The sequence below is a fragment of the Psychroserpens jangbogonensis genome, assembly GCF_000797465.1.
Lineage (GTDB): Bacteria > Bacteroidota > Bacteroidia > Flavobacteriales > Flavobacteriaceae > Psychroserpens > Psychroserpens jangbogonensis.
Genome location: NZ_JSWG01000004.1, coordinates 230,719 through 251,643 on the forward strand (window position 1 = coordinate 230,719; position 20,925 = coordinate 251,643).

General features: G+C 32.5%; 22 protein-coding genes. 16 read left to right on the forward strand and 6 right to left on the reverse strand.

Annotated features, from left to right (window positions below; all coding sequences use genetic code 11):
* Positions 1-6: 6 nt before the first annotated feature.
* A complete protein-coding gene (locus RH81_RS03235) occupies positions 7-891 on the reverse strand; it encodes an MBL fold metallo-hydrolase (RefSeq protein ID WP_033957628.1) in 885 nt (294 codons plus the stop codon).
* Positions 892-1,028: 137 nt separating this feature from the next.
* Between RH81_RS03235 and cyoE the strand changes: the two genes are divergently transcribed.
* The 15 genes from cyoE (at position 1,029) to tsaB (ending at position 14,560) form a co-directional block, all read left to right on the forward strand.
* A complete protein-coding gene (cyoE, locus tag RH81_RS03240; protein ID WP_033957631.1) occupies positions 1,029-1,922 on the forward strand; it encodes a heme o synthase in 894 nt (297 codons plus the stop codon).
* A 2-nt stretch (positions 1,923-1,924) separates the two neighbouring features.
* Positions 1,925-2,506, forward strand: coding sequence for a cytochrome c oxidase subunit 3 (locus tag RH81_RS03245; protein WP_033957634.1), 582 nt, complete (start codon positions 1,925-1,927; stop codon positions 2,504-2,506).
* Positions 2,507-2,644: 138 nt separating this feature from the next.
* Positions 2,645-3,643: a cytochrome c oxidase subunit 3 gene (locus tag RH81_RS03250; RefSeq protein ID WP_033957638.1), complete on the forward strand. Its 999-nt coding sequence runs from the start codon at positions 2,645-2,647 to the stop codon at positions 3,641-3,643.
* 21 nt (positions 3,644-3,664) lie between these two features.
* Complete coding sequence (locus RH81_RS03255) at positions 3,665-4,045, forward strand: cytochrome C oxidase subunit IV family protein (RefSeq protein ID WP_033957641.1); 381 nt, start codon at positions 3,665-3,667, stop codon at positions 4,043-4,045.
* Positions 4,046-4,134: 89 nt separating this feature from the next.
* Entirely contained in the window at positions 4,135-4,848 is a 714-nt protein-coding gene (locus RH81_RS03260) for a hypothetical protein (RefSeq protein WP_033957644.1), read from the forward strand.
* 37 nt (positions 4,849-4,885) lie between these two features.
* The gene (locus RH81_RS03265; RefSeq protein ID WP_033957647.1) at positions 4,886-5,641 is read left to right on the forward strand and encodes an SCO family protein; all 756 of its coding nucleotides are present in this window, start codon (positions 4,886-4,888) and stop codon (positions 5,639-5,641) included.
* Between the two features lie 6 nt (positions 5,642-5,647).
* Positions 5,648-6,196, forward strand: a complete 549-nt coding sequence (locus tag RH81_RS03270; protein ID WP_033957649.1) for a DUF420 domain-containing protein — start codon at positions 5,648-5,650, stop codon at positions 6,194-6,196.
* A 1-nt stretch (position 6,197) separates the two neighbouring features.
* On the forward strand, positions 6,198-6,425 hold the full coding sequence (locus tag RH81_RS03275) for a hypothetical protein (RefSeq protein WP_033957650.1): 228 nt from the start codon (positions 6,198-6,200) through the stop codon (positions 6,423-6,425).
* 138 nt (positions 6,426-6,563) lie between these two features.
* The gene (locus RH81_RS03280) at positions 6,564-7,265 is read left to right on the forward strand and encodes an ABC transporter ATP-binding protein (protein WP_033957651.1); all 702 of its coding nucleotides are present in this window, start codon (positions 6,564-6,566) and stop codon (positions 7,263-7,265) included.
* On the forward strand, positions 7,258-8,502 hold the full coding sequence (locus tag RH81_RS03285) for an ABC transporter permease (RefSeq protein WP_033957652.1): 1,245 nt from the start codon (positions 7,258-7,260) through the stop codon (positions 8,500-8,502). The genes RH81_RS03280 and RH81_RS03285 overlap by 8 nt, the downstream gene beginning before the upstream one ends.
* A 1-nt stretch (position 8,503) precedes the next feature.
* Entirely contained in the window at positions 8,504-9,763 is a 1,260-nt protein-coding gene (locus RH81_RS03290) for an ABC transporter permease (RefSeq protein ID WP_033957655.1), read from the forward strand.
* 57 nt (positions 9,764-9,820) lie between these two features.
* The gene (locus RH81_RS03295; RefSeq protein ID WP_033957658.1) at positions 9,821-10,981 is read left to right on the forward strand and encodes an efflux RND transporter periplasmic adaptor subunit; all 1,161 of its coding nucleotides are present in this window, start codon (positions 9,821-9,823) and stop codon (positions 10,979-10,981) included.
* A 51-nt stretch (positions 10,982-11,032) separates the two neighbouring features.
* On the forward strand, positions 11,033-12,475 hold the full coding sequence (locus RH81_RS03300) for a TolC family protein (RefSeq protein WP_033957659.1): 1,443 nt from the start codon (positions 11,033-11,035) through the stop codon (positions 12,473-12,475).
* 94 nt (positions 12,476-12,569) lie between these two features.
* On the forward strand, positions 12,570-13,871 hold the full coding sequence (locus RH81_RS03305) for an efflux RND transporter periplasmic adaptor subunit (RefSeq protein ID WP_033957661.1): 1,302 nt from the start codon (positions 12,570-12,572) through the stop codon (positions 13,869-13,871).
* A 17-nt stretch (positions 13,872-13,888) separates the two neighbouring features.
* The gene (tsaB, locus tag RH81_RS03310; RefSeq protein ID WP_033957666.1) at positions 13,889-14,560 is read left to right on the forward strand and encodes a tRNA (adenosine(37)-N6)-threonylcarbamoyltransferase complex dimerization subunit type 1 TsaB; all 672 of its coding nucleotides are present in this window, start codon (positions 13,889-13,891) and stop codon (positions 14,558-14,560) included.
* A gap of 4 nt (positions 14,561-14,564) precedes the next feature.
* On the opposite strand, the gene RH81_RS03315 is transcribed toward tsaB, so the two are convergent.
* The 5 genes from RH81_RS03315 to RH81_RS03335 form a co-directional block, all read right to left on the reverse strand.
* On the reverse strand, positions 14,565-15,377 hold the full coding sequence (locus tag RH81_RS03315) for a mechanosensitive ion channel family protein (RefSeq protein WP_033957669.1): 813 nt from the start codon (positions 15,375-15,377) through the stop codon (positions 14,565-14,567).
* 101 nt (positions 15,378-15,478) lie between these two features.
* Complete coding sequence (locus tag RH81_RS03320) at positions 15,479-16,180, reverse strand: hypothetical protein (RefSeq protein ID WP_033957673.1); 702 nt, start codon at positions 16,178-16,180, stop codon at positions 15,479-15,481.
* Between the two features lie 217 nt (positions 16,181-16,397).
* Positions 16,398-17,111, reverse strand: a complete 714-nt coding sequence (locus RH81_RS03325) for a hypothetical protein (protein ID WP_033957676.1) — start codon at positions 17,109-17,111, stop codon at positions 16,398-16,400.
* Positions 17,112-17,139: 28 nt separating this feature from the next.
* Positions 17,140-17,340, reverse strand: a complete 201-nt coding sequence (locus RH81_RS03330) for a dodecin family protein (RefSeq protein ID WP_033957679.1) — start codon at positions 17,338-17,340, stop codon at positions 17,140-17,142.
* Between the two features lie 56 nt (positions 17,341-17,396).
* The gene (locus tag RH81_RS03335; RefSeq protein WP_033957682.1) at positions 17,397-18,299 is read right to left on the reverse strand and encodes a NifU family protein; all 903 of its coding nucleotides are present in this window, start codon (positions 18,297-18,299) and stop codon (positions 17,397-17,399) included.
* A 358-nt stretch (positions 18,300-18,657) separates the two neighbouring features.
* Between RH81_RS03335 and RH81_RS03340 the strand changes: the two genes are divergently transcribed.
* Positions 18,658-20,925, forward strand: a 2,268-nt coding sequence (locus RH81_RS03340) for a choice-of-anchor L domain-containing protein (protein ID WP_152604774.1), incomplete at its 3' end; no start/stop codon positions are given.

The following is a 20,925-nucleotide window of genomic DNA, read 5'->3' on the forward strand; positions in this document are numbered from 1 at the left end:
AATAGTTTACTCTTTTAGACTAACATAAAAGGTTCTTCGGATTTTTTCAGAATTTATAAACCCTGTTCCATATTTTAAATCGTCGAAAGTTTTTGTTATTGCTTCATTGTTTGCAACTTCATCTTCGGTTTTACCAGATTCAATTTCGGCAAGAACGTTGTCTCTTAATGTTTCTAGCATGTTCAAAAAAGATTCATATTCTGTTTTATCAGATAAACTTCCATGACCCGGAATAATTTTAGTAGTATCATTTATGGACTTCAAGCCTAGTTTTACGGCATTAATATAGCCACTCACACTTCCGCCAGATTTTAAATCGATATAAGGATAACGACCCTTGAAATACGTGTCTCCTGTATGTAAAACATTACTTTCAGTAAAATATAATAAGGCATCACCATCAGTGTGTGCATGTTCGGCGTGAAATACAGCTACTTTTTCTCCATTAACATGAATATTTAATTCATCATTAAATGTAATTATAGGTAAAGCTTCCTTGGGCAGCATGGAATTGTCTCGTTTGGGAGTGGTTTCTAAACGAAGCCTAACATTGTCATGTGCAATAATAGTTGCGCCAAGCTTATGCATGTTTTCATTGCCTCCAGTATGATCGCCATGATAATGTGTATTCACTAAATATTTGATTTGTTTATCACTTAATGCTTTAATCGCTGCTTCAATTTTAGTTGTTAAAGGCGCAAACTGATCATCAATTACAAAAACACCATCGTCTCCTACCGAAACGCCAATATTTCCTCCAGCTCCAACAAGCATGTATACATGATCTGAAACTTGAATGGTTTCTATTTTTACATCGTCAAAACGCTGTGCGTTTAGGTTGTTTTGATAAAAAAAGAAGAGTAAAATGAAAAATGGGATGATGCGTTTCATAGCGAAAATGTTTTTTCATGAGTCTTGTAAAGATACCAAAACTTACAGGCCTTTAATAAAAAGCGAATTACTTTTGATTAGCATTGCTCAAAAGCTTTTTTCAGAGTATCTTTGCAAACGCAATAAAATCACTTGTATTGAGTACGGTAAAAACATCAGTTCCTAAAGCTTCATTAATTTCCGATTTCAAGGAAATTACAAAGATAAGACTATCTGTGAGTGTTGTTTTTTCTGCAATAGCCGGATATTTACTTGGCGCTGTAGAAGTAGATGTATATACTTTGTTGTTATTAGCTTTTGGTGGTTATTTCATGGTTGGTGCTTCTAACGCATATAATCAAATCATTGAAAGGGATTTGGATGCTTTAATGGATCGCACTAAAAACCGACCAGTTCCTGCTGGACGAATGTCGGTAAGAACTGCTTTTATAATTGCAACCGTTTTTACAATTGCAGGAATAGCTACCTTGTATGTAATTAATCCTAGAACGGCAATGTATGGCGCGATATCGATCTTTTTATACACTTGCGTTTACACACCTTTAAAAACTAAAACACCACTATCTGTATTTGTTGGAGCAATTCCAGGAGCAATTCCTTTTATGTTAGGATGGGTTGCTGCTCGAAATGATTTTGGTATTGAACCAGGTACGCTTTTCGCTTTACAGTTTTTTTGGCAGTTTCCACATTTTTGGGCTATAGGTTGGTTCTTATTTGACGATTATAAAAAAGGCGGGTTTTTTATGTTGCCAACAGGTAAACGAGATAAAGGAACCGCTGTGCAAATAATTATGTATACCATTTGGACAATTTTGATATCTATTGTTCCAGTATTTGGTGTAACAGGAGATTTAAAATTATCTATAGTAGCTGCAATTATTGTTTTTGCTTTAGGTTTAGTGATGTTGTATTATGCGTTTGAATTATTTAAAAAACGATCAGCAAAAGCAGCGAAACAGTTAATGCTGTCTAGTGTTTCATACATTACAGTATTACAAATAGTTTATGTGATTGATAAGTTTATAAGATAAATATGGATTTAACCGAAGGAACAATACAGGAGAAAAACGATAGAGCAAAACGAATGATGCTCTGGTTTGGAATTATTTCACTTATAATGTCTTTTGCTGGTTTAACCAGTGCTGTTTTGGTGAGTAGAAAACGTGAAGATTGGATGCATGATTTTGAAATGCCTAATGCATTCTTAATAAGTTGCGTGCTAATCATCGTGAGTAGTTTAACTTTTATGTTAGCAAAGAGAGCTTTAAAGAATGGCAATAGAAGTCTAACAACGACATTGTTATTGTTAACATTTGGTTTAGGAATAGCATTTATTTATAGTCAATTTTACGGATTTGGTCAAATTGTAGGATCAGGTTATAACTTTACAGGTCCAACGAGTAATGTCACGATGAGTTTTATCTATGTCATTGCATTTGTACATATTTTACATGTCATTGCTGGACTAATTTCACTATTAGTTGTAATTTATAATCATTTTAAACAAAAATATAACGCAACAGATATGCTAGGCTTGAACCTTTCAGCTACGTTTTGGCATTTTATAGATATACTGTGGCTATTCTTGTTTTTGTTTTTATCATATTTAGTATAATTTTTCGATCATTTTGATTAGCTAAAAGCCCATATCTAGTCTAGTATTGGCCTATGCTTTCATTTTTTAGAAGATGATGTTTTTTTAGATAGATAAATTGATTATTTTTGTGCAACTTTTAATAACTAAACGCTTTATATGGATACTACAGTAGCAAATACTGGAACAGAAGGCAAAACTTGGGGAGGAGGTAATCAACCTCTAAAATCTAGTTATGGTAAAATGATGATGTGGTTCTTTATCGTATCTGATGCCTTAACGTTTTCTGGGTTTTTAGCAGCTTACGGATTTTCAAGATTTAAGTTTATTGGCTCTTGGCCAATCGCAGATGAGGTGTTTACGCACATTCCGTTTTTTCATGGAAATTATCCAATGATCTATGTGGCTTTCATGACATTCGTTTTAATTATGTCATCTGTAACTATGGTTCTTGCTGTTGATGCTGGACATCACATGCAAAAATCTAAAGTTACATTTTACATGTTTTTGACGATTATTGGAGGTTTAATCTTCGTTGGTTCTCAAGCTTGGGAATGGGGAACATTCATTAAAGGTGATTATGGAGCAGTTCAAACAAAAGGAGGGAATATTCTTCAGTTTGGTGAATATAAAACTATAGATGGCGAAAAAGTTTTTAAGAGAGTCGCTGTTAGAGATATAGCAGTTAATGAACATGGAGAGAGAGTTCAACACGATCGTAAAAGCGGACTTTGGTTTGTTAGTGAAGGAACTTTGCCTGCGTATACAGTTGATGAAGTATTTCATGGATTAGAAGCAAATTCTAATGTGCTGGTTAGAACTCAAATTATAAACGCTGAAGGAGAAAAAACCGTATTATCAAGAGCAGAATCGTTAAAGCAAATTAAAAACAACGGTAAACTAGTTGTTGAAGGTGCAAACTTGCATGTCAATGAATATGGAACACCTTTATTTGCTGATTTCTTTTTCTTTATTACAGGATTTCACGGATTTCACGTATTCTCTGGTGTATTAATTAATATCATTATATTTTTCAATGTCATACTAGGTACTTATGAAAGAAGAGGTAGTTATGAAATGGTTGAAAAAGTTGGATTGTATTGGCACTTTGTAGATTTAGTTTGGGTATTCGTATTCACATTCTTCTACCTTGTTTAATTTCGAATAATTATATTTAAAATGGCAGACGCACATAAATTAGAAATATTAAGAGGTTTAGTAAAGTTTAAATCTAATACTCAAAAAATTTGGGGTGTTTTAGTATTACTTTCAATCATCACAGCTGTAGAAGTAGCATTTGGTATTTACAAGCCAGAATCTTTAATGTCTAAGTTTATTGGTATGAAACTCCTAAACTGGATTTTCATCATATTAACTATTGTAAAGGCATATTATATCACTTGGGATTTTATGCACATGAGAGATGAGACCAAAGCGTTAAGACGCATGGTTGTATGGACAGCAGTGTTCTTAATATGTTACCTTATCTTTATCTTATTGCAAGAAGGAGGATATATCGAATCTGTTTATTCAAGCGGATTTATCAAAAAAGATTTTTAACATGTTATAAATAACATAAAGTATATAAAAAGACGGTTTATTTAAACCGTCTTTTTTATTTTTGCATAACAAATTAAATATTCAAACTCATGAAGAAGATGCCATTAAAAACCATAATCGTTTTAGGTATTTTATTCTTTCTACCTGTTATATTCTTGTTGTTTTTATATCCATCTACACATCATTATAATCCGTTGGATATTGTTGGTAAAAATGTAAGTGAATTGCAATTTTTTAATTCAAGTTCCGAAGAAGAAATACAACTTAAAGACCATATTACAATTATTGGTTTCTTAGGAAGTACACCTGTTGATCATGTTATTGCTGCTTCAAATTTAAAAGAATTGGTTTATGATAAATTTAAAGGATTCAAAAAATTTCAAATTGTAATTGTACTTCCAAAAGGCGCAGAAGACAGCGCAATTCAGCTTCAAAAAGAAATAAATAATTATGACGATATGCGCTTTTGGCATTACGTTTTTGGAGAACCAAATGATATAAACAACTTGTTTAATAGTTTGAAATCTGAAGAGGCGCTTGATGAAAGTTTATTTACAGACCATATTTTTATAGTTGATAAAGACTTGACACAACGCGGTAGACTAGATGATAGAGAAGATAAACAAAAGGAAAGAGATGAAGCTATTTACCCTTTGTATTCCTATGATTGTATTGAAGTTGCTGAAGTGAAAAATAAGATGAGTGATGATCTTAGAATTTTATTCACTGAGTATCGTCAAAAACGTAAAGGAGAATTTGATTCGTCCACTAGACGTGTCGAAGACATAAAAGAAACAAACTAGACAAATTGCTTTAAGTTATTTTAGATTTTTAAAAATTATGAGCACTAAAAAAACAAATTATTCTTTCATAGGTATCGCTTTTATAATTTTGGTTTTTGGAATTATTTTTATTCCGAGAATCGTGGATAGAATTAATGGAGGTGATGTTACAAGAACTGAAAGTAGAAGTAAAAACGTATCTACAGAAACAGAAACATTCGTTTCAGATTTAATGTTTTTAGAGATTAATAATGAATCCAAAAAAGTGCCTCTGTTTTCATTTGTAAACCAAGATGGAAAAACCATAACCAATAAAGATTATGAAGGGAAGGTTTACTTGGTAGAATTTTTCTTTACTACTTGTCCTACGATTTGTCCGAGAATGAATAGAAATTTAGTGCAAATTCAAAATACATTTTCAGGTATTGAAGATTTTGGAGTTGCATCTTTTACCATTAACCCAGAAAATGATACTCAAGAAGTTTTAAAGGCTTATGCTGAAAAATATGGTATTACGAATCCAAACTGGCACTTAATGACTGGAGATAAGGAGATTATTTTTGATTTGGCTAATATTGGTTTTAATATTTATGCAGGAGAGAATCCTAATGTTGAAGGAGGTTTTGAACATTCTGGAAACTTTGCTTTAATTGATAAAAACGGATTTATCCGTTCAAGAAAAGACAACTTTGGGAACCCTAAAATATTCTATAAAGGCATCATTAGTGAAGAGGAGAAAATGGATGAAGATGGTGAAACCGAAGAAATAAGCATGCTTAAAGAAGATATAGCTAAACTTTTAAAGGAAAACTAATACATTATGAGTAGTACTGAGAATCTTTCAAATGAAAAAAAATATAATAAATGGATTGTGGTTTTGGCTATTGTAATCCCATTAGTTGTTGCTGTACTTTCAAGATTAAAACTACAAGATTTCGGAATTGAGGTTGAACCATTAACTTTTCTGCCTCCAATTTATGCCGCTATTAATGGATTAACAGCAATTATTTTAGTTATTGCTTTTTTTGCAATAAAAAACAAAAACTTAGTGCTTCACGAAAACTTAATGTTAACTGCCATTTGGTGCTCTGTGGTTTTTTTAGTCCTCTATGTAGCTTATCACATGACAAGTGATTCTACAAAATTTGGAGGAGAAGGCACTATTAAATATGTGTACTATTTCATTTTATTGACCCATATATTATTATCAATTGTCATTATTCCATTTGTGTTAATTACGTACGTTAGAGCAATAACAAATAACATTGAGCGTCATAAAAAAATCGCTAAAATTACGTTTCCATTATGGCTGTATGTCGCAGTTACTGGAGTGATTGTATATCTAATGATTTCACCTTATTACGTTTAAAATGAAACGAAAACTTCTTCTTTTTCTATTTTCCCTTCTATTTTATTTAGAATCAAATGCACAATGTGCCATGTGCAGAGCTGTCTTAGAAAGTGAGGAAGGACAATCAACAGCCGAAGGTGTTAATGATGGTATTATGTACCTCATGGCTGTTCCATATATTCTTGTTGGAGGTATGGGTTTTATTATTTATTGGAAGTTCTTTAGACAGAAGAAAGAAATTAATTAATATAATCGACTCTTTACTGTAACAATTCTGATAATTAATAGTCTTATTAATATCAATCAAAAATCAATTCTTAACAAATAGTTAGCATAATCCGCATGAGGATTATTGTAATTTTGCTTAGAATTAACCATCTCCACTATGATACAAATCAAAGATTTACACAAATCTTATCACATGGGAAGCAATTCGCTTCACGTTTTAAAAGGAATTAACTTTGATGTAAAAGAAGGCGAACTTGTATCTATAATGGGTTCTTCAGGATCTGGAAAATCTACACTACTCAATATCTTAGGAATGTTAGATGAAGCCGATACAGGGAATTATACTCTTGATAATGTTCCTATAAAAGGTCTAAATGAAAAAATAGCGGCTAAGTATAGAAACGAATTTCTAGGTTTCGTTTTTCAATCATTCAATCTTATCAATTACAAAAGCGCATTAGATAATGTGTCTATGCCATTATATTATAAAGGTATTAAAAGAAAAGAGCGTACTGATAGAGCTATGCATTATTTAGAAAAAGTTGGGCTTGCAGATTGGTCTCATCATTTACCAAGTGAATTGTCTGGTGGACAAAAACAACGTGTTGCAATTGCAAGAGCGTTGGCAAGTGATCCAAAAGTTTTATTGGCAGATGAGCCAACAGGAGCTTTAGATACCAAAACGTCCTATGAGGTGATGGAGCTTATTCAAGGAATTAATGATGAAGGTAAAACAATATTAGTTGTTACTCATGAGCATGATATTGCTCAAATGACTAAACGTATTGTGAATTTAAAGGATGGTATTATCATTGACGATAGTAAGGTAGAACAAGTTAGAGCCTCTCAATATGTTTGATATAGAACGTTGGCAAGAAATATTTGAAACTTTGAGCAAAAATAAATTGCGAACGTTCTTAACAGGGCTTTCAGTAGCTTCTGGAATATTTATATTGGTCATACTTCTTGGGTTTAGTAAAGGTATTGAAAATGGCGTGAAGTCTCAATTCGAAAGGGATGCAACAAATTTAATTACCGTTTGGACAGGTGTTACCACAAAAGGTTATAAAGGATTAAATCCAGGTCGTTATATTCAGATGAAAAATGACAATTTCGATATGATTTCTCAAAAATATGAAGATAATATTGAACATGAAACGTCATTGTTTTCAATTTGGGGAGCTGAGATTACATATAAAAATGAAACGGTAAATTATCAAGTTAGAGGCGCAATGCCAGGACATCAGTTTATTGAAAATGCCGATATGGAAACTGGTAGATTTGTGAATCAAGCAGATTTAGATGAAACCAGAAAAGTAGCAGTTATTGGTCGTAAATTGAGACAAGATTTGTTTAAGGATGAAGACCCAATCAATAAAAGTATTTCAATTTTTGGAATGAACTTTAAAGTTATAGGTGTTTTTATTGATCCAGGAGGAGAAAGAGAAGAACAACAAGCTTACATTCCAATAACAACGTCACAGAAAGTGTTTGGAGCTGGTGATAATATCCGAAATATGTTATTTACCGTAAAAATGTCTGATGACTTTGATGAAGCTGTAGCCTTATCCCAAAACATGGCAAATTCTGTGGAGAATGAGATAAAACTTATGCATACAGTTTCTCCAGATGACACTAGTGCTGTTAGAGTGTTTAATACACTGGACAAGGCTAAACAAATCTATTCCTTAGTAGCTACAATACAAGCTGTGTTTTGGTTTGTTGGTATAGGTACCATAATTGCTGGAATCGTAGGCGTAGGAAACATTATGCTCATTATTGTTAAAGAGCGAACTAAAGAAATTGGAATTAGAAAAGCTCTTGGAGCATTACCAATGTCTATTGTTGGTATGATTTTACAAGAAGCAGTTTTTGTAACAATGTTTGCTGGTTTGTTCGGGTTAATCTTTGGGCTAGGCTTATTAGAATTAGTTGGCCCTCAAATAGAAAGTGACTTTATAAAATATCCACAAGTGAATTTTAATATCGCACTAACAACAGTGTTTTTGTTAGTGTTTGCTGGTGCTTTAGCTGGTTTTATTCCGGCGTATCGTGCGGCTAAAATTAAACCTATTGTAGCATTAAGAGACGAATAGTATGTTTAAAAAAGATCGTTGGGACGAAATATTAGAAGCTTTAAGCGCTAACAAACTTAGAACGGCTATGACCGCATTTGGTGTTGGTTGGGGCATTTTTATTCTTGTGATTCTTTTAGCACTTACTAATGGATTAAGGAATGGTGTGTTGAAAGATTTTGGTGACTTTGCTACGAATTCTATGTTTATGTGGACTCAAGGGACTTCAAAGCCATATAAAGGCTTGCCTAAAGGGCGTTATTTTAATTATAAAATAGATGATGTAGCTGCAATTAAATCTCAAGTTCCTAATCTGAAATATGTGTCTCCTAGAAATCAACTAGGAGGGTTTAGAGGAAATAATAATGTAGTTAGAGGCACAAAAACTGGAGCTTTTGAAATCTATGGTGATTATCCAGAGTACATCAAACAGCAACCTATGGATATCCTTCAAGGACGTTTTATTAGTTATTCTGATATTAATGCTAAACGTAAAATATGTGTTATTGGAAGTGGAGTCGTAAAAGGCCTGTATGACAAAGATGAAAAAACTCTTGGGACTTACATTAAGATAAATGGTGTTAACTTTTTAGTTGTTGGTACATTTAAAATGAGCAACAGCCAAGGAAATAACGAAGAAGAAGCTAATACGGTATATATGCCGTTTACTACGTTTGGACAAGCATTCAATAGAGGAGAAAGTGTAGGCTGGATGGCTATTACGGCTGTAGATGAAGTACCAATCACTACTGTAAAACAACAAATTTTTGATTTAATGAAGTCAAGACACAAAGTACATCCAGATGATGTACGTGCCATAGGGCATTTTGATTTAGCTGAAGAATTTGGACGTATAAATGGTTTGTTTACCATACTTACATTTGTTGGTTACTTTGTTGGGATATTAGTTTTGATGTCAGGAATTATTGGAATAAATAATATCATGCTTATTGTCGTAAAAGAACGTACCAAAGAAATTGGAATACGAAGAGCTTTAGGTGCTACTCCATGGATGGTTAAAGGGCAAATTTTACAAGAAAGTTTAATACTAACGATTTTGTCTGGTATGGTAGGTGTTTCTTTTGCAGCAATTATCATTTGGATATTGAACGCTATTTTAGATAGTGTAGGAGAGGTTGAGAATTTTGCAAACCCAAGTGTAGATATATCTGTCATACTAACAGCATTAATTATATTGGTAGTATCTGGTTTGTTAGCAGGACTAATACCTGCTAATGGAGCAACAAAAATGAAACCTGTAGACGCATTAAGAGTAGAATAAAATCATATAATCATCAATTAAGGTTCTTTGTAACCATTAAAAATTAACAATCAACTCATGAAAAGAACAAGAACAATTATCATTCTGGTTATAATAGTATTCGGTTTTTTAGGAGCCTTATATTTCTTTTGGCTCAAAGGTCAAGAAGATCCAGTAAAATATACTTCTGAAAGCCCATCTGAACAAACAATAGTCGTTAAAACAGTGGCTACTGGAAGTATTGTTCCGAAGGAAGAAGTCTTGATAAAGCCAAATATTTCAGGTGTAATTGAAAAAGTATTTATCGAAGCTGGAGAATATGTGGAACAAGGTGATCTTATTGCTCAAATTAGAGTAATTCCTAATGTGTCTAATTTGACAAGTGCAAAAAACAATATGGCGTCAAATGGAAATGCATTACAAACTGCTGAAATTAACTATAAAACTCAGCAAGCCATTTTCGATCGCCAAAAATCATTGTTTGATAAAGGTGTTATTTCTGCAAATCAATTTGATGAAGTTAATAATACATATTTACAAGCAAAGCAACGTGTTGGACAGGCTAGGATTGATGTAACACAGTCACGTCAAAATTATGATATTATAAAAACAGGAACAACTTCAGGTTTAGGTAATGTGGCTCAAACTCAAGTGAGGGCAACAGTTTCTGGGATGGTCTTAGATGTACCAGTAAAAGCAGGAAATCAGGTTATTGAAGCTAATAACTTTAATGAAGGAACATCAATCGCGTCTTTAGCAGATGTTAAACAAATGATTTTTGAAGGGAAAGTGGATGAAAGTGAAGTAGGAAAAATCAAAGAAGGGTTACCTCTTGAGATTACAGTAGGAGCAATAGAAGACCAAAAGTTTGATGCTGTATTAGATTATATTGCACCAAAAGGTGTTGCAGAAAATGGAGCGATTCAATTTGAAATAAAAGGAACGCTTAAAAAAATGGATTCAACATTCATTAGAGCTGGTTTGAGTGCTAATGCATCTATTATATTAGAAAAAGCTGAAAAAGTATTAGCCATAAAAGAAGCTTTGGTGCAATACGATGATGAAACTAAGAAACCTTACGTAGAAATTGAAATAGGAGATCAACAATTTGAAAGAAGAGATATTGAATTAGGCATTAGCGATGGCATTTTTGTTGAGGTTAAAAGCGGTATCACAAAGGACGATAAAATAAAAGTTTGGAACCAGGTTCAAGGCATTCAACAATTTGATCAACAATAATTTTAACATTTAGTGTAACACTTAATGAATTATCTAGACATATAAGATATTATGAAAAAATCAATTATCATAGCATTACTTCTTTGTGGAGTTTTAGGAAATGCACAAAATAAAAAATGGACTTTAATAGAGTGTGTAGAACACGCTTTAAAAAACAACATTTCAGTTAAGCAGAGCGAGTTAGATGTTGAAGCTACCAAAGCTGATAAGTTAGCGGCAATAGGTAACTTTATGCCAAGCTTAAGTGCTTCTACTGGTGTTTCTGAAAATACAGGTCTTAGTTTTAACCCAGTAACTAATAATGCACAAACAACTACATTCTTATCTGTAACAGGTCGAATTAATGTTGGATATACTTTATTTGACGGTTTAAGAAACTTTAGAACGTTACAAAGAGCTGAAATATCTAAGTTAGCGAGTCAATACCGACTTGATAAAATGAAAGATGATATCTCTTTATTCGTAGCAAATGGATATCTTCAAGCTATATTAGGTAAGGCTAATCTTAAAGTTTTGAAGTCGCAGAACGATGTAACAAAAGAACAAATTCAACGAACACAAGAATTAGTTGATGCAGGTTCATTACCAAGAGGAGATTTACTTGAAATACTAGCAACAGATGCAAGTGAGCAACAAGCAATAATTAATTCCGAGAATAATATAAGAATATCACTAATTGGCTTAGCTCAATTATTATTAATTAAAGATTATGAGACATTTGATGTTGAAGATGAAGGTTATGATATTGTAGATAGCGGAATTGCTGATAAAGAAATCTCAGAAATTTTAGCTCAAGCTAAAGAGAGTCGATCTGAAATAAAAATTGCTGAAGAAAATGTGTCTCTAGCAAAAAAGGATCTTCAAATATCTAAAAGTTCATACTACCCTACAGTTTCAGCATTCTTTGGTTATGATACAAGGTATACAGATGCTACATCTTTTGTTCAAGAACTTGATGCTTCTAACCCTTCGTCAACACAACAAATTGGAGTTGTTCAATCAACTGGAGAAGCTGTAGTAAGTCAGTTTCCAAATTTAATTACTCGCGAAGTTGGTGCAGACCCTTTTACAGAACAACTATGGGAAAATGACGGTATTTCTTATGGATTACAGCTAAATATTCCTATTTTTAATGGATTTGCTACGCGTAGTAACGTTATGAGAAGTAAGGTTAATTTTGAACGTACAAAGTATCAATTAGAGCAAACGGAGTTAGATTTAGAATCTACTGTTTATCAAGCATATGTTGACGCCAAAGGTTCTCTTAAATCTTATGAAGCGGCAAAGAAAGCATTAGAATCACAAGAATTAGCTTACGATTATGCTAAAGAACGATACGACGTTGGTTTAACTAATGCTTTTGACTTTAGTCAATCCAAATTACGTTATGATAGCTCAAATATTGAGCTTAATCGAGCTAAATACGATTATATATTTAAGTTAAAGGTCTTAGAGTTATATTTCGGAATTCCAGCAACAGAATTAAAGTTTTAAAACATAATTAAAAGAATAAAAACAAATATTTTTCGAGTTCAAAGTCTTAGGATTTTATTTTGGGCTACCAATAACCGACTTAAATTAACATAAAATGAGTAAAACAGTAAAAATTAGTCTTATTGTTGTCGTGATTCTAATTGCTGCCTTAGTTTTAGGGAAAGCAATGGGATGGTATAATACTAAAGGTAATTTTAAAGAAGTAGAAATTAAAAAAGTTGCTTTAGTTGACATCGTTGAAACGGTTTCAGCAACCGGAAAGATTCAACCAGAAGTTGAAGTGAAAATTTCAAGTGAAGTTTCAGGTGAAATTTTAGATCTTCCATTTAAAGAAGGTCAGCAAGTAAAAAAAGGAGATTTACTAGTAAGAGTTAATCCTGATTTAATTCAATCAGCTGTAAGTAGAACACAAGCAACATATCAAAATATTAGAGCAGGTTTGGAGCAAGCAGAAGCAAGTTTGAAACAGGCTAAAGCGGATTACGAAAGAAATAAATCACTTTTTGATAAAGGGGTAATTTCTAAGGCAGATTGGGATCGATCAACAGCATCTTATGAAACTGCAGTAGCTGGCCGTAGCTCTGCATACTATAGTGTTCAAAGTGCAGCAGCTTCTGTAAATGAAGCGAAAGACAATTTGAGTCGTACTGAGATTTATGCGCCAATGAGTGGTACTATATCGTTACTTAATGTAGAGTTAGGAGAGCGAGTTGTTGGAACTCAACAAATGGCAGGTACAGAAATACTAAGGGTAGCTAACCTTAATAATATGGAAGTTGAGGTTGACGTAAATGAAAATGATATTGTAAAAGTTCAAATTGGTGATTCAACAATTGTTGAAGTAGATGCTTATTTAAAGAAAGAATTTAAAGGAATTGTTACTGAAATAGCAAATTCTGCGGCTGGGACGTTAACGGCAGACCAGGTAACCAACTTTAGAGTAAAGGTTAGAATACTTGAAGAATCATATCAAGATCTTATTGAAGGTAAACCAGATTATTATTCTCCGTTTAGACCAGGAATGACAGCTACTGTAGATGTTATAACTGATAAGCGTAATAAAATTGTAGCAGTGCCAATAAGTTCTATCGTTATTAAAACAGATACATCATCAGTTAAGAAGAAAGATTATAAAAAAGCATCTTCGGATGATGTTAAGCCTGAAAATGAAGAAAAATTTGAATGTGTGTTTGTCTCTAAAAATGGTGAAGCAAAACTAAGAGTTGTTAAAACGGGAATTCAGGATGATACAAACATTGAAGTGATTTCTGGTTTAGAAGAAGGCGACGAAATCATAACTGGACCATATAACATTGTTTCCAAAACATTAAAATCTGGAGATAAAGTTGAAGATAAAAACAAAGAAAAGGATAAAGAAGCATCTTCAGATGAATAATTTTACCCAAAATTAATATGGCAATCATATTAAACATAGAAACATCAACAACTAACTGTTCAGTCTCTCTTTCAAAAGAAGGAGAGACTTTAGTTTTAAAGGAGGATAATAATGCCAATTATTCTCACGCTGAATCGTTACACGTTTTTATTAATGATGTTATTAAAGAAGCTAAGCTAGCTTCAAAAGATATTGATGCTATTGCTGTGAGTAAAGGTCCAGGTTCATATACAGGCTTGCGTATTGGAGTATCAGCAGCTAAGGGTCTATGCTTTGCTTTAGATATTCCACTTATTTCTATATCTACGTTAAATGCACTTGCTCATCAAGCGAAAATTAATGAGGGTATTATTATCCCAATGCTAGATGCACGTCGTTTAGAGGTGTATTCAGCTATCTATAATGCATCCAATAATGAAATTCGTGGTGTAGAAGCTCAAATCTTAGATGAGAGTTCTTTTGCAGAGTATTTAAAACAAGAGACTGTTCATTTTATTGGTAATGGTGTTGAAAAAACGAAGAATTTAATTTCACATCCTAATGCTGTTTTTATTGAAGACAAATTACCATCTGCAAATGAAATGAGTCTTTTAGCGTATAATAAGTATAAAAAAAGCGACATCGAAGATGTCGCCTATTTTGAACCATTTTATTTAAAAGATTTTATTGCCTTAAAATCGAAAAAATAATAATCTATTCGTTTTTATGTATTTCGACTTGATGAGGATAAGGGATTTCAATTCCTGCAACATCAAGAGCTTCTTTTGTTTGTTCTGTAATGTCAAAATAAACGCCCCAATAATCATCAGTATTACACCAAGGTCTTACAGCAAAATTTATTGAGCTATCAGCTAACTCCATAACAGTAACAGCTGGAGCAGGATCTTGTAGTACTTTTGGGTGAGAGGTTAGTACATTAGTAAGTACTTCTTTGGTTTTTTTGATATCTGAATCATAACCAACACCAAAAACCAAATCTACTCTTCTAGTTCCTTCCGTAGTATAATTAATAATATTGCCATTAGATAATGAGCCATTTGGTATGATGATTTCTTTATTAGAAAGACCTCTCAGTTTAGTAGTGAAAATTTCAATTTCTTTTACAACACCAATCTCACCTTGTGCTTCAATTAAGTCTCCAACTTTCATTGGCTTAAAGATCATTATTAGAACTCCACCAGCAAAATTACCAAGAGACCCTTGAAGTGCTAAACCAATAGCTAAACCTGCTGCAGCAAGAATTGCCGCAAATGATGTCGTTTCTACACCAACCGTTCCAAGAACAACAATGATTAGTACAATTTTTAAAACCCAACCTGTTAAGTTTAATAAGAATTTTTGGAGGCTCTCATCATAATCTCCTTTATTCATGGCTTTTCTAATGCCCTTAATTAGAGATTTAATAATCAACGACCCAATAATCCAGATGGTTATTGCAGCTAATACCTTAGGACCGAAATCAACAATAATTTCGTATCCTTTATCTATCCATTTTTGTAATTCCATTAGTGTTTGGTTTTAATTTTAACATGGCAAAAATAAAAAAACCGAATGGATTATTTACGAGATAACACATTCGGTTTCAATAAATTTAGGCTTTTTTAAATCTAAAGTGAATTTATATAGTTCATTAATTGAGTTAAGTCAGCTTCTCTAGACGTTTTGATTTTGTTTTCTTTTAAATACGCAAAAACGTCATCTTTATGGTCAGGAAATAATTTTGCTATGGCTTTTTTACCTCTAGGTAGTTCTTTAACAATTTTATCGTCTCCAATTTTGATGAAGAATTTGTCATCCCATCTTTTATATCTTGCAGATCTAGGTGTATCGTAACTAGTAACAGCTCTCTTTTCACCAATAAAAGTAATTCTCTCTTTTTTAAGTAAAACAGCGTTAGAATTCGAATCACTTAAATATACGAAGTAACCAAAATTTTCATTTTGATTTTCATCCATATAACCAAATACTTGATATTTCTTTTTCGAAGTAACAATTTCAACAACGATATCTCTTCTATATCTATTTAATGAATATGCAGTATTGTTTTCGCCTCTAACTTCAAATTCATCTCGCAGTGCATTGTATCTTACATAAAACGTATTGTCTTGAGCTGCTGATATTTTTGCTGGTAAGTATGTTTTATTTACATAAGGTGTACCTTCAACCGATTCGTTTAAAACTATTGGTGTCGTAGAAATGATACCAGAAGCACGACTTCCTCCAACTCCTTGACCTGCTATGAATTCTTGAGCAGAAATTGAGATTATGGGTAATAAAAGTGCCAGTAGTAGGAAATATGTCTTTTTCATAAAAAATTTTTTTCAAAAAAAACAAAAAATCAACGAAATAAAAAGAATATTGTGTTAAGATTAATGTAAATGTTTATAGGTGATTGTTAAAAACCATGTAGATAAAGTACTACAATTTAGAAGTAGGTCTTTATTTTAATTTTTACAGAAGTAAAAAACAACAAACCGTATGCGCGATTTATTTAGATAACGCATACGTTTTTATTGAATTATAATTTTATTTAATCTGAAGAGTGTTTATATAACCGATTAATTGAATCAAGTCTTTTTCTTTAGAAGTTTTTATTCTGTTTTCTTTAATGTATTTCAATATGCTTTCTTGATGTTCAGGGAATAATTTTACGATGGCCTTTTTATTACTTGGTAACTCTGAAAGGATCTTTTCGTCTCCTAGTTTAATATAGAATTTATCATTTAATCTTTTATATCTTGCTGATTTTGCTGTGTCATAACCAGAAGTAGCCTTTTGTTCATCAATAAAAATGATTCTTTCTTTTTTAAATAATATGGTTTTTGAAGTTGAATTAGATAAATGTAAAAAATAGCCAAAATTTTCATTTTGTTTATCATCATAATAACCAAAAACTTGGTAAATCTTTTTTAAATGAACCATTTCAACAACAATATCTCTTCTATATCTATTTAAAGCATAAGCTTTGTTGTTGTCTCCTTTGACTTCAAATATGTCACTCATTGCATTATATCTTACATAAAAAATATCGCCTTCTGATGCTGATATAGTTGCAGGTAAAAATTTTTCGTTGATATAAGGAGAACCTTCAACAGATTCATTCATGACTACTGGTGACACATCAATAAGGAGATTAACACGATTTCCACCAATAGATTGGCCTCCAATTAATTCTTGTTGTGGAAAAGCAGAAATTATTGGTAATACTAGAGCAAGTAGTAAGATGTTTAACGTTTTCATAATGCGGTTTTTTATGTTTTAAACTAAATTATTTGACTTCAAAAGTCAATTTCAAATTCACTCGAAATTCGGTAACATTATCACCATTAACAATAGCGCTTTGATCTTGTACATAAACTGATCGAATATTCTTTACAGATTTTGAAGCTTCTTTGACTGCTTTTTTCGTTGCATCTTCCCAACTTTTATCAGAATTTGATAAAACCTCAATTACTTTTAATACTGCCATTTTTCTGTTTTTTAAATTAAAATCTTCTCTAAGATAATCATTTAAAACGTCACTTCCTAGCCATTTATGGCCTCTACTGTAGTGACTTTTCCTTTAAGCATTTCTTTTAACATATTCTCAATACCATTCTTAAGTGTGAAGGTAGATGAAGGGCATCCGCTACATGCGCCTTGCAAGATTACTTTTACTGTTTTGCTATCTGCATCATATGATTGGAATTCAATATTTCCACCATCACTGGCAACAGCAGGTTTTACATATTCTTCAAGAATATTAATTATCTCTTTTGAAATATCATCATGAGCCTCAAATTTAGCATCAAGGACTTCATTCGTTTTTTCTACTGAATTTTGTTCATCAATTAACACAATGTCTTTTGCGTTTTCAATATATACTCTAATGAATTCACGTAACTCCACAGTAATTTCATTCCAGTCTGCGATATCATATTTTGTAATAGACACAAAGTTTTCATCTAAAAACACACTTTTCACAAAAGGGAAATGAAATAACTCAGAGGCAAAGGGTGAATTTTTTGCGTCATCAATAGACTTAAATTCATGATAATTATTAACTAATTTTTTGTTTGCAACAAATTTAAGTACGGCAGGATTTGGAGTGCTTTCAGCATAAACAGTAACAGGAACTTTCTTTTTTGCTGAGGTATCATTGATAATAATGCCGCCATTATTAATGTAAGTTTCAATTTGCTCTGCAACTTCATCCTGTACATCTGACCATTCTACAATATTAAAACGTTCAACGGCTATAAAGTTGCCTGAAATATATACTTTTTTCACAAAAGGCAAGTAAAATAGTTGTTGAGCTATTGGAGAAGGTGCTGCATCGTCTATTGTGTTAAATTCATAGCTCTCATGTTTTGTTAGAAATTGGTCAGCTTCAAATTTTATAATAGTTGGATTGGAAGTGTTTTTAATCGAAATTTTTACGTTTTCCATGATACTCATTTTTTTTGCAAAAATACTAAACTATTAGGTTAATACTATGTTTTTTGAAGATTACCTATTTCATGAGTCTTTCATAATATAATAAAGCAAAAAAAAACGAGTTATAAAGTACTGTGCATAATAGAATGGAACTGTTAAACTGGCAAGTTTGTAGTAGATAACAAGATGTAATTAGTTAAAATTTACTAAATTTCGCTTTTATTATGAAAAGGCTTAATTACCACACTAAACGCTATTAGTGCAAATATTATATTGACTATTAGTTATGGTTAGCGTATGTTGTTGTTTTTTAATCTGTTACAATTGTAACTTCTTAAATAAAGCTTAGATTACTAATAAGTCAAGTATTATGAAGAAACTATACACGTTACTTATATTATTACTTTCATTTAGTTCTTTTGCCCAAGATCTTCTTATGCAAGATGGCACATTTAATAGATGTGAACCTGATGTATTTTATGATTCGGGAGGAGCTGCAGGTTCTTATTCAAGTGATGAAACGATTGTTACTACCATTTGTGCAGAAAACGCCGGAGATTTTATAAGCCTTAATTTTACGACATTTAGTACACAACTTAACACAGATATACTAACCATTTATGATGGTGACGATACTACTGCTCCAGTTATTGGTTCTTTTTCTGGAGTTGCAGGTCCTGGAGTTGTTACAGCTTCTGTAACTAATACTAGTGGTTGTATCACATTAGAGTTTGTTTCCAACGCAACGGGAACTACAACAGGTTGGGCAGCAAGCATTACTTGCCAAGAACAATGTCAAATTATTACTGCATCTATAGATAGTACAGATCCTGTGGCAAATAATTCAGGAGTAATTGAGGTTCCACCTGGAACTACTGTTGATTTTAATGGTAGCGCAACATTTTCAGATGATGATACTGGAGCAACTTATGATTGGAATTTTGGAGATACAATTACAGATGTAGGAACTTCGGTTTCTCATCTTTACGCAAACCCTGGAACTTATAATGTTACGTTTACAGTTACAGATCCAAATCCTACAGGATGTTCAAGTACAATACTAATTACAGTTATTGTATTAGAGCCAATAGTTACAATAAATAACCCAGCATATCCGGAGTCTTCATTTACACCTCAAGAATTAATAGAGAATGTTCTTGTGTCTGGAGGGTGTTCTGGTGTAGATAATTTTTCGTTTCAAGTTAATGGAACACCGAATGGTTTTCAAACAAAGAGTTATGGTTTTTTCACAAAAGGAGGAGCAGTTAACTTTCCTTTTGATGAGGGAATCGTTTTGTCTACTGGTAGAGCTTTCCCAGCAGGAAATACGCCTAATGGAGGAGCTTTAGTGTCATTTAATAACGGTCAGCCTGGAGATAATGATTTAGAAGCTGCGTTAGGTCAAAATAATACAAACGATGCAACGTTTATAAAATTTAATTTCGTTCCAACTGCTGATGTTATTAGTTTTCGTTATATGATGTTTTCTGAAGAATATGATGGGAATACAGAATGTAATTTTGCAGATAGCTTTGCCTTCCTTTTGAGAGAAGCGGGAACAACAGCTTATACTAACCTTGCTGTCTTGCCTGATGGTACTCCTGTAAGTGTTACTAATATTAATAATTCTGGAGTTTGTACTGCTAATCCAGCGTTCTTTGAAGGTTATCTTTTAAATGACACGAATTATGGAGGAAGAACAGTTGTTTTAACTGCAACAGCAAACGTTATACCTAACACGGCATATGAAATTAAACTAGTTGTTGCTGATGAAGGTGATTCTATCTGGGATTCGGCAATATTTCTTGAAGCAGGTAGTTTTAATTTAGGTGGAGAACTAGGTGACGATATTACTATTGCAGCAGGTAATGCCTTATGTCAAGGAGAGATTGTTACTTTAGATACAGAAGCGCCAACTGCAGCGCATACTTGGTTTCTAGGTGGCGTTGAAATTCCTGGTGAAACTGGATCTACAATTGATGTGACGGAAAGTGGTATTTATTCTGTTAATGTTGTTTTTGCTCCTGGATGTGATTCTTCAGATTCTATTGAAGTTGAGTTTAAACCAAGCCCAGTGGCAAATCCCGCACCAGATCTTAATATTTGTAGTTTGACAGGTGTTGGAGAATTTGATTTAACAGATAATGATGCTACCATTCTAGGCGCTCAAGATCCAAATGATTTTGTTATCAGCTATCATTTAACTCAAGGAAACGCTGAACTAAATGTAGATCCCTTAGTAAGCCCTTATACAAATATCTCAAATCCTCAAACGATTTATGCAAGAATTGCAGAAACTACTCAGGAATGTTTTTCTACAACAACTTTTGATTTAGTGTTTAGTGTATTAGCTATTAACCCAGTTACTCCACTCCTAGTTTGTGATGATAATGTTGATGGTTTTGCTATGTTTGATTTAAGTGTGAAGAACACTGAAGTTATTGGTGCTCTGGACCCAGCTACTGTTAATGTAACTTATTATGCCACTCAAGTCGAAGCTGATGCAGGGACTAATCCTTTAACAATACCGTTTACAAATACAATAGTTACTAATCAAACTGTTTTTGTGCGTTTAGAAGCTAATAATGAATCAAGTTGCTACAATACCACGACTTTAGATTTAGAAGTTATAGTAAAT